This window comes from Chryseobacterium piscicola (genome assembly GCF_900156685.1).
Taxonomy (GTDB): Bacteria; Bacteroidota; Bacteroidia; order Flavobacteriales; family Weeksellaceae; genus Chryseobacterium; species Chryseobacterium piscicola.
The window spans coordinates 105,281-119,705 of the sequence record NZ_FTOJ01000008.1 but is presented as its reverse complement, the minus strand read 5'-3'; the positions used below and the strand labels follow the sequence as shown (position 1 = coordinate 119,705).

Annotated in this window: 14 protein-coding genes; 5 read left to right on the top strand and 9 right to left on the bottom strand. The window is 34.9% G+C overall.

Annotated elements, in window-relative coordinates:
- The first annotated feature begins 271 nt into the window (after nucleotides 1-271).
- Nucleotides 272-421, top strand: a complete 150-nt coding sequence (locus BW939_RS15860) for a hypothetical protein (RefSeq protein ID WP_159439271.1) — start codon at nucleotides 272-274, stop codon at nucleotides 419-421.
- 541 nt (nucleotides 422-962) lie between these two features.
- On the opposite strand, the gene BW939_RS12430 is transcribed toward BW939_RS15860, so the two are convergent.
- Nucleotides 963-1,865 carry a UDP-3-O-(3-hydroxymyristoyl)glucosamine N-acyltransferase gene (locus BW939_RS12430; RefSeq protein ID WP_076452334.1) on the bottom strand — a complete coding sequence of 301 codons (903 nt, stop codon included), beginning with the start codon at nucleotides 1,863-1,865 and terminating at the stop codon, nucleotides 963-965.
- Between BW939_RS12430 and BW939_RS12425 the strand changes: the two genes are divergently transcribed.
- Complete coding sequence (locus tag BW939_RS12425; protein ID WP_076452333.1) at nucleotides 1,854-2,120, top strand: hypothetical protein; 267 nt, start codon at nucleotides 1,854-1,856, stop codon at nucleotides 2,118-2,120. The two genes, BW939_RS12430 and BW939_RS12425, sit on opposite strands and share 12 nt — an antisense overlap.
- Nucleotides 2,121-2,165: 45 nt before the next feature.
- On the opposite strand, the gene efp is transcribed toward BW939_RS12425, so the two are convergent.
- The 5 genes from efp to BW939_RS12400 all read right to left on the bottom strand — a co-directional run bounded on the left by efp (nucleotide 2,166) and on the right by BW939_RS12400 (nucleotide 7,314).
- Entirely contained in the window at nucleotides 2,166-2,729 is a 564-nt protein-coding gene (gene efp, locus BW939_RS12420; protein ID WP_076452332.1) for an elongation factor P, read from the bottom strand.
- A 72-nt stretch (nucleotides 2,730-2,801) separates the two neighbouring features.
- Complete coding sequence (gene lpxA / locus BW939_RS12415; RefSeq protein WP_076452331.1) at nucleotides 2,802-3,590, bottom strand: acyl-ACP--UDP-N-acetylglucosamine O-acyltransferase; 789 nt, start codon at nucleotides 3,588-3,590, stop codon at nucleotides 2,802-2,804.
- On the bottom strand, nucleotides 3,591-4,988 hold the full coding sequence (locus BW939_RS12410) for a bifunctional UDP-3-O-[3-hydroxymyristoyl] N-acetylglucosamine deacetylase/3-hydroxyacyl-ACP dehydratase (RefSeq protein WP_076452330.1): 1,398 nt from the start codon (nucleotides 4,986-4,988) through the stop codon (nucleotides 3,591-3,593).
- Nucleotides 4,981-6,012, bottom strand: a complete 1,032-nt coding sequence (gene lpxD / locus BW939_RS12405) for a UDP-3-O-(3-hydroxymyristoyl)glucosamine N-acyltransferase (protein ID WP_076452329.1) — start codon at nucleotides 6,010-6,012, stop codon at nucleotides 4,981-4,983. The genes BW939_RS12410 and lpxD overlap by 8 nt, the downstream gene beginning before the upstream one ends.
- 81 nt (nucleotides 6,013-6,093) lie before the next feature.
- Entirely contained in the window at nucleotides 6,094-7,314 is a 1,221-nt protein-coding gene (locus tag BW939_RS12400) for an HD domain-containing protein (RefSeq protein WP_076452328.1), read from the bottom strand.
- A gap of 121 nt (nucleotides 7,315-7,435) precedes the next feature.
- On the opposite strand from BW939_RS12400, the gene BW939_RS12395 reads away from it, so the two are divergent.
- From BW939_RS12395 to BW939_RS12385, 3 genes are all read left to right on the top strand, one after another.
- Complete coding sequence (locus tag BW939_RS12395; RefSeq protein WP_076452327.1) at nucleotides 7,436-9,085, top strand: S41 family peptidase; 1,650 nt, start codon at nucleotides 7,436-7,438, stop codon at nucleotides 9,083-9,085.
- 148 nt (nucleotides 9,086-9,233) lie between these two features.
- The gene (porX, locus tag BW939_RS12390) at nucleotides 9,234-10,778 is read left to right on the top strand and encodes a T9SS response regulator signal transducer PorX (protein WP_076452326.1); all 1,545 of its coding nucleotides are present in this window, start codon (nucleotides 9,234-9,236) and stop codon (nucleotides 10,776-10,778) included.
- Between the two features lie 184 nt (nucleotides 10,779-10,962).
- The gene (locus BW939_RS12385; RefSeq protein WP_076452402.1) at nucleotides 10,963-11,727 is read left to right on the top strand and encodes an exodeoxyribonuclease III; all 765 of its coding nucleotides are present in this window, start codon (nucleotides 10,963-10,965) and stop codon (nucleotides 11,725-11,727) included.
- Nucleotides 11,728-11,769: 42 nt separating this feature from the next.
- On the opposite strand, the gene BW939_RS12380 is transcribed toward BW939_RS12385, so the two are convergent.
- The 3 genes from BW939_RS12380 to rfbC form a co-directional block, all read right to left on the bottom strand.
- Nucleotides 11,770-12,141, bottom strand: coding sequence for a septal ring lytic transglycosylase RlpA family protein (locus tag BW939_RS12380; RefSeq protein WP_076452325.1), 372 nt, complete (start codon nucleotides 12,139-12,141; stop codon nucleotides 11,770-11,772).
- Nucleotides 12,142-12,461: 320 nt separating this feature from the next.
- Nucleotides 12,462-13,763, bottom strand: coding sequence for a 30S ribosomal protein S12 methylthiotransferase RimO (rimO, locus tag BW939_RS12375; RefSeq protein ID WP_076452324.1), 1,302 nt, complete (start codon nucleotides 13,761-13,763; stop codon nucleotides 12,462-12,464).
- A gap of 107 nt (nucleotides 13,764-13,870) precedes the next feature.
- Nucleotides 13,871-14,416: a dTDP-4-dehydrorhamnose 3,5-epimerase gene (gene rfbC / locus BW939_RS12370; RefSeq protein ID WP_076452323.1), complete on the bottom strand. Its 546-nt coding sequence runs from the start codon at nucleotides 14,414-14,416 to the stop codon at nucleotides 13,871-13,873.
- Between the last annotated feature and the right edge of the window lie 9 nt (nucleotides 14,417-14,425).

The following is a 14,425-nucleotide window of genomic DNA, read 5'->3' as shown; positions in this document are numbered from 1 at the left end:
AAAATTTTCAGTTCCTCAAAACACTTATGTATTTCTGGCAAGAAAAGCTGTCGAACCGGGAATAACAATCAGGCAGCGTTATGTATACGATTCTAAAAACAGGCTTTTGCAGCATTATCATCAGGTAGACAGTAAGCCTTAAGAACTTCTTTCTGAAAACACCTACAACGAACTTTCTCAGATCACCAATAAAAAAGTAGGAAACAATCTTCAGAGCATTGATTACGATTACAATATCAGAGGCTGGATCACCGAGATCAATAAGAATCAGATGAATCTGGATGACCTGAGAGGCAAACTATTTTCTTACAAAATCAAATATGATCAAAAAGACGGAATCACTAATCCTGATCCCGCTCAATTTGCAGGAAAAAATGTTGTCTCAAAATACAACGGAAGCATTGCCGAGATAGACTGTTGATTAGTAGAAACAGTGGGACTAAAATCCTGCATCTGTTCCTAAGAGATATGGCTTTACGTATGATTCTCTAAACCGAATGACCTTAACGGTAATATCATCAGCATGTACAGAACTTCTGTTATGGAGTATGGAAACAGTACACCTACAGTGATTGATAATGTGAGCTATGAGAAGTTTCTGCCAACGGATCTATAACACTCCATCTTTCTAAATCGGGCCCACGCTGGTGAGAGCGTCTCGCTCGTCCCTCTTTAAACACAAACCCCTCGCAAAATGCGAGGGATTTGTGTTATAATGCAACTACATTTTTATTAAAGGAGTCTTTAAATTTTTGTTTAGCAATCATTGTTTCGAGCATAGTAAAAATTGCATTTTTGTCTTTTTCCTCTAACCCCGATGTTGCGGATTTGTAATCCGTGAGTATATTGAAAAAATATTTCCTTAAGAAAGATTAAACAGACGAATAATCTGCCTTAGCAGAACTACTTTGCCTTAACCTCTATTCTGAAAATATATTTTTGAACTTAGGATTTATAAAATTTTAATGAAGGTTTCTCAATTTTACTTCTTTTTTCAGATAAGTTTTGTAATCTTCTGCGAACATGCCGATGTACGTGCCTTTTTTCAAATCTCTGTTGACTCCGGTTTTGCCCAAAAGTACAGAACCACTTTCAATATTGTTTCCAGATGCGATGCCAACCTGTCCCCACAAAGTAACCTCATCGCCGATGTTGCAACAGCCGGCAATACCTACTTGGGAAGCTATCAGACATCTTTTACCAATCACGGTATCGTGGCCAACCTGAATCTGATTATCTAAAACAGAACCTTCACCAATGATGGTAGAATCTGTAACACCTCTGTCAATGGTACAACCGTTACCTATTTCTACATTGTTTTCGATGATTACATTTCCTACAGAGATCAAACGATCAAAATTGCCGTTGAGTTTTCTATAATAAAATGCATCGCCACCCAACACTGTGTTGGATTGAATGATTACATTATCTCCAATTACGGTTCTGTCTCCTATGATAACATTTGGGAAAATAATGGTGTTCTTTCCGATGGTAATATTATTTCCAAGAACTGCGGATGGATGAATTTTTGTACCCTCACCTATTTCTACATCATGCAATGTTTCTGTAAAGTTGTAAATCTTTGTGAAATGAGTATTTATTTTATTGAAATCTCTAAAAGGGTCTTGAGAAATTAAAAGTGCTTTCCCTTCCGGGCATTCTACTTCTTTATCAATTAAAATAATAGTTGCAGCCGAATTTAAGGCTTTATCGTAATATTTCGGATGGTTGACGAATACAATTTCTCCGGATTTTACTCTGTGAATTTCGTTGGTACCTGAGACCTGAAAATCTTCGGATCCTACGAATTTTGCTTCTATGAGATCGGCTATTGTTTTTAGTTTTTGTGGCTGATGAAAGGTCATATTTTGAATTATGCTTTAATTATCAACGTTTTTCTTGGTTTTGAAACCTTGAAAATGTTTTTGTGTAGTCTTGTGTCGCAGCCCGACTTGAACGGAAATCCTTTTTTTTGTGATGGGAAAGCCAAGGCAAAAAAAAGATTGGGAGTGGAAGGCGGAAATAGCTGTCATAAAAATAAACAGAAGATAGAAATTTGCCAACCTGAACAGTTGATTAAAAAAATTGCCTATCCCATGTCGTTAAAAAAGTTTCTATAACAAGAAAGCTGAAAACATAATGCTTTCAGCTTCTCTTGGTTTTATTTATTTTACTCTTTCTAAGTAAGAACCATCTTCTGTGCTTACTTTTATTTTGTCTCCTGGCTCTATGAACAAAGGAACCATTACTCTAGCTCCCGTTTCTACGATAGAATTTTTCAAAGCGTTGGTTGCCGTGTTTCCTTTTACTCCAGGATCTGCTTCTATTACTTCAAGATAAACAGACTGTGGTAATTCTGCAGAAAGCGGAGTTTCGTCAGCTTCTTTCAAAATGATGGTCACTTCTTCACCTGCTTTCATTAGGTTTGAGTTTTCAATCATTTCTTTATTTAAATACAACTGAGAGAAATCTTCGTTATTCATGAAGTGGAAACCGTTCTCATCATCGTAAAGATATTGGAATTTTCTTGTGATTACCTTTACCTCATCAATTTTGTGACCTGCAGAGAAAGTATTATCAAGAACTTTTCCGTTGGTTACTGATTTCATTTTTGTTCTTACGAAAGCAGGGCCTTTACCTGGTTTTACGTGAAGAAATTCAATAATTTTAAAAATATCATTGCTGAATTCGATGCAAAGACCTTTTCTGATATCGTTACTTGTTGCCATATTTTTGGTTTAATGTTTCGAGTTTAAGATGTAAAGTTTAAACCCGATGTATATAGTTGTTTTTGTTTTAAATTACTCTTTACCCGTTCCGTATCCTTTTACAATACCTCTTGGTGAATTTTGTATAAACTGAAGAATCTCGTCTCTCTCAGCCGTTGGAAGCATTTCTTTTTCAATATGTGAAACTGCTTGAGATACATTCATTTTCATCTGGAAAATTGCTCTGTAGATTTTCTGAATTTCAAAAATTTTATCATTAGTAAAACCTCTTCTCCTTAAACCTACAGAATTGATTCCTGCATAAGACATCGGTTCACGCGCTACTTTTACGTAAGGTGGGATATCTTTTCTCACCAATGTTCCACCAGAAATCATCACATGTTTACCTATTTTACCAAACTGATGTACCGCCGAAAGCCCACCCATTACGGTATAATCACCGATTTCAACGTGCCCAGCAATACCGCATCCGTTTACTATTATTACATGATCACCGATTACACAATCGTGCGCAATATGCGAAGTGGCCATAATTAAGCAATTGGTTCCAATCTTGGTAAAACCCAAAGCTTTAGTTCCGCGGTTTACAGTAACACATTCTCTGATGGTTGTTTCGTCGCCAATAATTGTTTGGGTATCTTCGCCATCAAATTTCAGATCCTGAGGAATAGCTGAAATGACTGTTCCGGGAAATATTCTGCAATTTTTACCAATTCTTGCTCCATCCATAATGGTAACGTTTGAACCAATCCAGGTTCCTTCACCAATTTGTACATCTCCGGCAATGGTGGTAAACGGTTCTATAGTAACGTTTTTACTGATTTTCGCACGTTTATCAACGGCCGCTAATTGATGAATCATTTAATCAACTTTATTTTTTGCAACTTGAGCCATTAGTTCTGCTTCTACTGCTACAGTATCACCAACATATCCATAACCCTGCATGTGAACAATACCTCTTCTGATGGGCTCTATCAATTCAATTTTGAAAATCATGGTATCTCCGGGAACCACTTTTCTTTTGAATTTTACTTTATCAATTTTGATGAAGTAAGTAGAATAGTTTTCAGGATCTGGAACACTTGCTAAAACAAGAATCCCTCCTGTTTGCGCTAATGCTTCTACTTGTAAAACTCCTGGCATAACTGGCTCTTTAGGAAAATGACCTACGAAAAACGGCTCGTTCATCGTCACATTTTTCAAACCTACAACATGAGAATCTGATAGTTCAAGAATTTTATCTATTAATAAAAACGGAGGTCTGTGTGGCATCAACTTCATAATTCCGTTAATGTCGAAAACCGGTGGTTTTGTTAAATCAAATTCGGGAACGTTTTTCTTTTTTTGAAGTTTCCACTGACGGTTCAGTTTTTTTGCAAACTGTGTGTTTACAAAATGTCCTGGTTTGTTGGCAATTACTTTGCCTTTAATCTTCACTCCTGTTAAAGCTAAATCACCAATTACATCGAGTAATTTGTGCCTTGCTGCTTCATTAGGATAATTTAAAGTTAGATTATCAAGAATTCCGTTGGGTCTTATTGCAACGTGGTCTTTACCAAAAGCTTTTTTAAGTTTCTCCGTTGTTTCTGCAGTCAAATCTTTGTCTACATAAACGATAGCGTTTGAAATATCTCCACCTTTAATTAAACCATGATCCAGAAGCATTTCTAGTTCATGCAAAAAGCTGAATGTTCTTGCAGAAGAAATCTCTTCTTTGAATTCTGAAATATTTTTAAGAGTAGCATTTTGAGTTCCTAAAACTTTAGTTCCAAAATCTACCATTGTTGTCACTTCATAAGTATCTGAAGGAATAATTGTAATTTCTGAACCTGTAGCAGGATCGCTGTAGCTTAAAACTTCTTTCACTACCAAATATTCTCTGGCCGTTTTTTGCTCTACGATACCTACACTTTCGATAGCTTCAACGAAAAACTTTGAAGAACCGTCTAAAATTGGAGGTTCTGAAGCATCCATTTCCAGATAAGCATTATCAATATCGCAGCCCACTAAGGCAGCCAAAAGATGTTCGCAAGTGTTTATTTTCACACCCAACTTTTCAAGAGTTGTACCTCTTTCCGTTGCAACAACGTAGTTTACATCCGCTTCCACTTGAGGATGACCCTCCAGATCTGTTCTTACAAATACAAAACCTGTATTTTCTTTAGCAGGTTTAATGGTCAGTTTTACTTCTCTGCCGGTATGAAGGCCAATTCCGGAAAGAGTAACTTCTTCCAGAAGTGTTTTTTGCATATCACTCATTAGTAAGATCTTTTGAGGTATTCTCAAGATTATTAATTCTTTTTGCCAATTCTGGCAATTTTCTAAAATGTACGTAACTTCTTAAATAGTCGTTGTAGGCAATTGCTGGGGAACCGTAAATGGTTTCTTTATCATTTACACTAGAGTTTACACCACTTTGTGCTTGAATCTTTACCTGACTTCCGATTTTTATATGTCCTACAATGCCTACTTGGCCACCAATTTGATTCCAGTCACCAATTGTGGTAGAACCAGCAATCCCAGTTTGTGAAGCTATCACATTATTCTGGCCAATTTTCACATTGTGTGCAATTTGAATAAGATTGTCTATTTTGGTTCCTTTGCCAATAGTTGTAGAACCAATGGTTGCACGATCTATACTACAGTTGGAGCCAATTTCTACATCATCTTCAATAATTACATTTCCCAGCTGAGGTATTTTTTTAAATCCTTCTGCAGTAGGCTGAAAACCAAAACCATCACCCCCAATTACAGTATTAGAATGAATGATGCAATTATCACCAATGATACAGTAATCATAGATTCTTGCGCCACTATCTATTTTACAGTTTTTCCCTATTTTCACACCTTTACCGATGTAAACCTGAGGGTAAACCTGGGTTCCATCTCCTATTTTTGCTTTTTCAGAAATATAGGTAAATGCACCCACGTAAACATTTTCACCTAAAACAGCGGTTTCATGTATCGATGAGCCATCTTCTACGCCTTCTTTTCTTCCTCTCATTTCTTGATATAAATTCATCAAAACCTGAAAAGAAAGATAGGCATCTTTCACAACAATAAGAGTGGGTTTGTATGATTGATTGGTTATCAACTGTTCTGAAACGATGATAACCGAGCAGTTTGAACTGTCGAGATAAGTAGAAAAACGATCCTGGGCAATGAATGACAAATGCCCGGATTCTCCGTTCTCTATAGGCGAAACACCTGTAATAAGGGCGTTCTCATCACCAATGACTTTTCCGTCGATAAAACTTGCAATCTGCGAAGCTGTAAATTCCATATTCTGCAAAGATAAGAATTTCTGTAATTCGCAAACATAATTTGAAATTTTGATATTAAATTTTAATGATATTTCTGAATTTCACCCCAAAATCTCTCTTGGAAAAGTAAGGATAAATCTTTCTGTCTTTGTATTAAGCATGCCCGATAGCAACTGATCTTGAGATTGATCCAAACGAATTTTTTGCCCATTTTTCTGTAAAAGATATATTGGCTGTTTTTCTATATCGTAAGGTAAAAGTTTTCTTTTAATCTCGTGAACTAGAAGATGGCCGTTGTCTATTCCAAAAAAATCATTGGCGTATTGTATTTTATCATCAACAAATTGTTTGTCAAATGATTGCGAAGAAATAATTGTTTTAGGAAGGTTTCTTTCAATTACACATTTGCAAAAATAGCTCAACACGAAATCATCAGAATCTCGCCAAAGCTTCATTGCCTGAATAATATCATTATCGTCTAATTGTGTAAATCTAAAAACATCTTCATCCGTAGCGCCATCATTTTCGCGATAAAGAAAATATCTTAAATTTTCTGTTGCTGGAAGATCTTCACCCTGAGAAACTAGAAATTTAGCTCTTTCAAGAATTTTCACCAATAGAAATTCTGCTAACGCTGAAGTTTTGTGATAATATACCTGCCAATACATAAACATTCTTGCCGTAAGAAAATTTTCTATGGAATAAATTCCTTTTGCATCGATAACCAACTCGCCTTCTTCACAAACATTCATCATTGAAACAATTCTTTCGGCATTGATGTTCCCTTCGGAAACTCCGGTAAAAAAGCTGTCTCTCTTAAGATAATCCAAACGGTCAACATCCAGTTGTGAGCTGATGAGCTGATTAAAAAACTTTCTTTGGTATTTTCCCTGAAACATTTCCAGAGCAAGTGTAAGTTCACCATTAAACTCATCATTTAAACGATTCATCAATAATAAAGAAAGATTTTCGTGATGCCAATCATCCATCAGCATATTTTCTAAAGCATGCGAAAACGGGCCATGACCTATATCGTGCATCAAAATAGCCAGCATTGCCGCTTTTTCTTCTTCAACAGAAATAGAAATTCCTTTCTGCTTTAGAGTTTCCAAAGCGGTAAACATCAGATGCATTGCCCCTAAAGCATGATGAAATCTTGTGTGTGTCGCTCCGGGGAAAATTAAATTCAAAAGTCCGGTCTGCCCAATCCGTCTCAAACGCTGAAAATAAGGATGTTCTATGACATCAAAAAGAATTTCGTGTGGAATTTTTATAAATCCGTGAACGGGATCGTTGATGATTTTGAGCTTGTTGATGTTCATTTAGAAAGATGATTAATACTACAAAATTAGATAAATTTAGTTTAACACATTTTTAATTTTAATTGGGAAAAACTTCTGAAAATGTAAATCTACTTTTGAGGAATTAAAACTATTAATTGTAATGAAAAGATTTTTACTTCTTCTTGTACTTGTTTTCGCAGGAACTCAACAAAATTTTGCTCAGGAAAAACTTTCTGAAACTCAAAAACTAGAGGCTTTGGCTAAAGTCTGGGGATTTTTGAAATACTATCATCCAAATGTCTCTAAAGGTACATTTGACTGGGATCAACAGTTGATCGATAAGATAAACCAATCTGAAAAAGTAGAAAACAGAATTCAATTCAATACATTGATTTCGGAATGGATCGACAGCCTCGGAAAAGTCGACCGCTGCAAAAAATGCAGTAAGAAAGATGACAGAAAATATTTTCTCAAAAATTTTGATCTTAGCTGGACGGACGACAGAGTGGTTTTTGACCAAAAAGTTATAGAAAAATTAAATTTCATTGAACAAAACCGTAACCAGACCAGCGATTTTTATTACACTGCAAAAAGAGACAGCGATGGCTATTTCGGCGTGCAAAATGAAAAGATGATCACTGAAAAGTTTCCTGAAAAACAGGTGAGACTTCTGGAACTATTCCGTTACTGGAATACGGTTGAGTATTTCTTTCCCTACAAATATCAGACAGATCAAAAATGGAATGATGTTTTAAAAGAAATGATTGCTAAGTTTACCGAAGTAAAAGACCGGAAAGAATACCTTTTGACCATGGCAGAACTTGCTGCAAAAACAAATGATAACCATGTGCACTTCATGGCCGTCCGAAGACACATCTATTACGGAGATTACCAAATCCCTGCGGCAACAAAATATGTAGAAAAACAGTTGATCGTCACAGATCTTTATTTCACAAAAACGCCTTACACAAGTGGTCTCCAAAAATTTGACATCATTAAAAAAATCGATGGAAAAACACCTGAAGAAATTCAAAAATTTTATTCGAAATATGTACCTGCCTCTAACGAATGGACTTTTCTTGGAAAAATAACCGACAATTATTTATATTCATTTAAAGACAAAATAAATTTAGAAATTATCCGAAACAATCAACCTATAAAATTGGTTGTAGATGCTTTAGAATTTAAAAATATAGACTATCCTAAAAGTGAAGAAAAAGAAAAATGGAAACTGCTGGACAATAATACAGGATACGTAAACATTGGAGCATTGAAAGTGGAAGATGTAAAAAAAATGTTTGAAAAATTGGGTAATACCGAAGCTCTTATTTTTGATATGAGAAACTATCCCAATAAAACGACTGGAGAAATTGCTAAATATCTCCTTCCTTCAAAAAGCGATTATTATATTTGGATGTCTCATGACATCACCTATCCCGGGAAGTTCTATGAAAAAACGGCAAGTGTGGGACAAAACAATTCAGATTTTTATAAAGGAAAAGTGATTGCGCTGGTGAATGATGTGACGCAAAGTCAGGCAGAAACATTAACCATGATGCTGAAACAACATCCAAATACCAAAGTTATTGGCAGCAACACCGCAGGAGCCAACGGAAATATTGTACGTTTGAACATCAACAACATTCATACAGCGTATTCAGGTCTTGGAGCATTTTATCCTGACGGAAGAGAAACCCAACGAATAGGAATTCTTCCTGACATTATTGTAAAACCGACAGTTAACGGCATTCAAAATGATAAAGATGAAGTTTTGGAACGGGCTTTACAATATATTAAAACCGGAAAATAAACTAAAAAACACATTTTTCCGTTGTACCTATTTTATAACAATTTGTGATAACTTTATGCAATTCTTAAGGATGTTTTGGCGTAATTTTGGAACTAGTACCACAGTTCAAAAACATTGAACTCTCAATTATAAACTTTGAATTTTATATATGTCTGATAAAATATTATGGATCGATGATGAAATAGATCTTCTAAAACCTCATATCGTATTTTTAGAAAAGAAAGGCTATCATGTGACGCCTGTAAACAATGTAAATGAGGCTTTGGAGCTGATGGATTCTGAAAAGTTTGCTTTGACATTGATTGACGAAAACATGCCAGGAATTTCTGGCCTGGAAGCCATACCAATGATTAAGGAAAAAGACAGCAGCCTTAAAATAGTGATGGTAACCAAAAGTGAGGAAGAACACATCATGGAAGAAGCTATTGGATCTCAGATTGCTGATTATATTTTGAAACCCGTAAACCCGAATCAAATTTTGCTTTCCTTGAAAAAAAATCTTCAAGAGGATAATTTGGTTGAGCAAAAGACAATTCTGCAATATCAACAAGAATTCAGAAGCTTATCTCTGGAATTGTCTTACCTTAAAACCTACCAAGATTGGGCAGATTACTACAAGAAAATTGTGAATTGGGAATTGAAATTTGATAAAGTAGCAGACAATGAATTTGCGGATCTTTTGCAATCTCAAAAAGAAGAAGCCAATATTCAGTTTGCGAAATTTATAGAAAGAAATTACGAAGATTGGCTTACCGAGAGCGATAAACCTATGATGAGCCATACTTTATTTAAAGACAAAGTGAAGCCAGAAGTTGAGAAAGATAAAGTTCTTCTTCTGATGGTAGATAACTTAAGGTATGACCAATGGAAGGTGATAGAGCCGCTTTTTACTAAATTTTACAACAAAGTTTCAGAGGATTATTATTACAGCATTTTACCTACAGCAACTCAATATGCTAGAAATTCTTTTTTTGCAGGCTTAATGCCTTCTGAAATCGAAAAAAGATTTCCAGAAAAATGGTTTAATGATAATGAAGATGGTAACAAAAACGAATTTGAAAGAGATTTTCTTGAAGATCAGATGAAAAGACTTGGTTTGAGTTCTAAATCTATGAAATATCTGAAGATTCTAAATGCCGATTTTGAGAAAAAAATCTATGACGATTTTAATCAGCATAAAAACAATGATCTTTTGGTTATCGTTTACAACTTTATCGACATTCTTTCTCATGCCAAAACAGACAATCATATTGTAGATCAATTAATTAGAGATGACAAAACTTTTAGATCATTAACTTATAACTGGTTTGAAAACTCTTCCCTAATAAAAATTATAAAACTAGCTGCAGAAAGCGGATTCAAATTGGTGATTACTACTGACCATGGAACTGTTTATGTAAAAAAACCAAGCCGTGTAGTGGGCGACAGAGAAACGTCTACCAACATAAGATATAAAACCGGAAAAAGCTTAACTTATGAAGCCAGCGATGTTTGGGCTGTTACAAATCCAGAAAAATTATTCTTACCGAAAGGAAATTTAAGTTCAAAATATATTTTCGCAAAAAATAACATTTTCTTGGCCTATCCTAAGAATTACAATCATTTTGTGAACTATTATAAAGAAACATATCAGCATGGTGGGATTTCTTTGGAAGAATGCATTATTCCAATTAGTATCCTGGAACCTAAGTAGGTGATGACTTCTGGCGTATAAACTCACTCCAATTTTTTTTGAGTTCGATGTTGGAAAGTTAAATAATTTTTAAAATATTGAGTTCGGGGCGGAAAAAATTAGATTTTCTGTCCCGAACTTTTTCTTTTAATTACAAAAACATAAAAATCGTTTTCCTTTCGTATTTTTGGGCAAAATAAAAATTTTGAGATTAATTACATACAATGTTAACGGAATCAGGGCTGCATTTACCAAAGACTTTTTAGGATGGCTGAAAACTGCAGATCCGGACATCATTTGCATCCAAGAAAGTAAAGCAGGGAATGACCAAATTGATATTGAAAGCCTAGAGCAGATTGGCTATAAAAGTTCTTGGCATTCGGCTCAAAAAAAAGGATACAGCGGCGTGGGAATTGCTTCTAAAATGCAACCAAAACATATTGAGTATGGTTGTGGAATAGAAAGCTATGATAATGAAGGAAGAGTAATAAGAGCAGATTTTGAAGGTTTTTCTGTAATTTCAGTGTACGTTCCGTCGGCTTCAAATATTGAAAGGCTTGAATTTAAAATGCAATTTTGCCACGATTTTTTGATCTACATTAAAGAACTTAGGAAAACAATTCCTAATCTTATTATTTCTGGGGATTTTAATATTTGTCATCAGGCTATTGATATTCATAATCCTGTGGGTTTAAAAAACACATCAGGTTTTCTACCAATGGAAAGAGAGTGGATGACTGATTTCATTAATGAATGTGAATTGATTGATAGTTTCAGGCACTTTAATAGTGAACCAGACCAGTACACATGGTGGAGCTACAGGCAAAACTCCAGAGCCAATAACAAAGGCTGGAGATTAGATTATAATTTCGCTTCTTATACTATGAAAGAAAAACTATCGAGAGCGGTTATTTTAAAAGAAGCGGTACATTCCGATCACTGCCCGGCGATGCTGGAATTTGAAATATAAGTAAAATAAAAAAGCCAACTTCACAGTTGGCTTTTGCTATAATCATTCGATTACTTCGTATTCGATAGGGATTTTGCCACTTGCAAGATCTCCAATTTCGTCAAACGCTGCTTTAGACATATCTAATGCTCTTGAAGAATGGTAGGGACCTCTGTCGTTTATTTTTACCACTACTTCTTTTCCATTGTTCAGATTGGTTACTTTTACCATGGTTCCGAATGGAAGCGTTCTGTTTGCCGCAGTCAATTTGTCATTATCAAATATCTCTCCGCTGGCTGTTTTTTTACCATTAAACTTATCGTGGTAAAACGATGCATAACTTGTTTTCTTGGCATCTGAAGTATTTTCTGTAAAAGAATAATTACCAAATGCAGAAATCATCATTATGATTACAAGAGTAAATCTTTTCATCATGTTGAAATTTTTTGGGTTATTGACTTGGCAAAAATATATTCAAAATTATTGTTGACCTATTTTTACTCTTAACGGATGTTAAATAAAACCAAATAAAAAGTTAAAACACCTCGAAAATCAGCATTATAGCAAGTTTAAACAACGTTTGTTAAAAAGAGTTAAAAAGAATAACGAAAGGTTAAATTAATTAACAAAACATTGCATAACTTCTAAGTATTTTAATTAAAAATGGATTATTAATCAGCATTTTAAGCATTTTAGACATAAAAAAAACCAACACTGAAAAAGCATTGGTTTGTATAATAAAAACTAATTTAATTTTAAATTAAATCTCCGTAAAGATCAAACTCTTCAGCTGAAGTGATTTTTACTTGTGCAAAATCTCCAATAGAGATATAAGTATTTTCTGCAGATACCAAAACAGTATTATCAACATCCGGAGAGTCATACTCTGTTCTTCCAACGAAATAATTCCCTTCTTTTCTATCAAAAACACATTTGAAGGTCATTCCTATTTTCTCTTGATTTTTCTCCCATGAAATTTGCGATTGTAGTTCCATTATTTCTTCTACTCTTGCTTCTTTCACTTCTTGAGGCACATCATCTTCCAAAACATACGCACCGGTATTTTCTTCGTGAGAATAGGTAAAACATCCCAGACGATCGAATCTCTGCTCACGTACCCAATCTTTCAATTCCTGAAATATTTCTTCGGTTTCACCTGGGTAACCAACAATTAAAGTAGTTCTAATTGCCATATCCGGCACTTTTTCTCTGAATTTATCTAAAAGCGTATTTGTTTTTTCATGGCTTGTCCCTCTCTTCATTGATTTTAGAAGATCTGAATTGATATGCTGCAAAGGAATATCAATATAATTGCAAACCTTAGGTTCTTCTCTAATAATATCAAGAACGTCTTCAGGGAAACCACTTGGGAAAGCATAATGAAGTCTTATCCACTCAATCCCTTCTACTTTTACGAGTTCTTTTAAGAGTTCGCCCAAAGCTCTTTTTTTGTAAATATCTAAACCATAATACGTTAAATCTTGAGCAATAAGAATTAATTCTTTCGTTCCTTTTTTGGCAAGTTTTGAAGCTTCTAAAACTAATTTTTCTATAGTAGTAGAAACGTGACCGCCTCTCATTAGCGGAATCGCACAGAACGAACAAGGTCTGTCACAACCTTCTGAAATTTTTAGATAAGCGTAGTGTTTTGGAGTAGTCGTCATTCTTTCGCCCACCAATTCATGCTTGTAATCTGCACCTAAATGCTTCAGCAAAATCGGCAGATCTCTGGTACCGAAATATTGGTCTACATCCGGAATTTCTCTTATTAAATCTGGTTTGTATCTTTCTGAAAGACATCCTGTAACAAAAACTTTCTCTACCTCTCCTCTATTTTTCGCATCTACATATTCTAGAATTGTATTGATAGATTCTTCTTTGGCATTATCAATAAAACCACATGTATTGATTACCACGATGTCACCACGGTCTTCGTGCACCACTTCTTTCCCATTAGCCTGTAGCTGGCTCATAAGAACTTCAGAATCATACACATTCTTGGAACACCCGAGAGTTACGATATTGATTTTTTTCTTGCCTGTTGATTTTGTACGCATCTTTCTATTTTTCAGGGTGCAAAGATACAAAATAATAAAAAGGCTGGCTAAAAAAAACAAAACCACCTTTAAAAAGATGGTTTTGGGTATTTTGCTGAAATAAACTATTAATAATTTTTTTCACTAAATAATGGTGCATTTTTATCTTTTTCTGAAAGTACAGCTTCCTCTGAACTTATTTTCCAGTCGATACGCAATTCTGGGTCATCAAATTTCACGGCTCCTTCAGATTCTTTATTGTAGAAATTATCACACTTATAAGCGAAAACTGCGGTCTCACTCAAAACAGAAAAACCGTGACCGAAACCTCTCGGAACATATAATTGCAGCTTATTTTCTGCGGTAAGCTCAATCCCGAACCATTTTCCGAAAGTTGGAGAATCTTCTCTAAGGTCTACTGCCACGTCCCACACTTTTCCTTCCAGACAAGAAACCAGTTTTGCCTGTGCGTGTTCTCCTTTTTGTAAATGCAAACCTCGCAAAACTCCATAAGTTGATTTTGAAATATTGTCTTGTACAAAATGTCCGTTCATCCCCGTGAGTTCTTGAAATTTAGCTTCATTATATTTTTCAAAGAAATAACCTCTGTCATCTTCGAAAATGGTAGGCTCTATAATGTAGCAATCTTTGAGCGGAGTTTCTTTTATCTTCATTGCGTTAAT